Source organism: Variovorax sp. P4_D9 (assembly GCF_056401695.1).
Map to the genome: position 1 here is coordinate 1 of NZ_JBFUIU010001731.1, position 601 is coordinate 601.

Sequence of the window (601 nt, forward strand, 5' to 3'; positions counted from 1 at the left end):
GGTTGTAGCCCAGGTTGTAGCCCATCAGCTGGCCCAGGCCATCGGCCAGGTCGTCGAGGTCGTCGGAGAACGGAAGCCCACCGGCGCCGCTCATCAGCAGCATGACGGCCAGCGCGAGCATGACGGCGTGCTTGCCTTCCTTGCCGCCCTGCGTCCACATGCGGTGCAGCAGCTCGAGGTAGGCCACGCTATACGTCTTAAAGGTCATGAGCGTGCCGCCCACCGCGCCGCGCGCCCAGCGCATCTTGGCTGCCTTTGAATAGACGAACTGCGTTTCGTTGACGGCCTTCTTGGCGAAGCCCGCCGGGTCGGCCATCTTCTGCGCCTTGGCAATCCGGTAGGCCGCGATGAAGGTCACGCGGCGGTTCACTTGCTCGGCCATGCCGAACACCTTGCCCCAGCCGAGTGCCAGGCGCGAGAGCGCATTGCGCCCGGCAGCCTTTGCGTCTCCGTAGCGCGTGCCGTCGCCGGATTGCAGCGAGCCGGCGCCGCGGGCCTGCGCCATCAGCTGGTGCACTTCCTGCGGGCTGACCGTGCCCTCGTCTTCGGCGTGCTTGAGTGCCTTCGCGAGGTCGTCCTCGAAGGTGGCGCGGCTGGCCAG

1 protein-coding gene is annotated in these 601 nt (G+C 67.6%); it reads right to left on the reverse strand.

Features of this window, described 5'->3' with window-relative positions; all coding sequences use genetic code 11:
- The coding region (locus AC1DY5_RS58030; protein ID WP_478123097.1) for a PLxRFG domain-containing protein at positions 1-601 on the reverse strand (601 nt) is incomplete at both ends.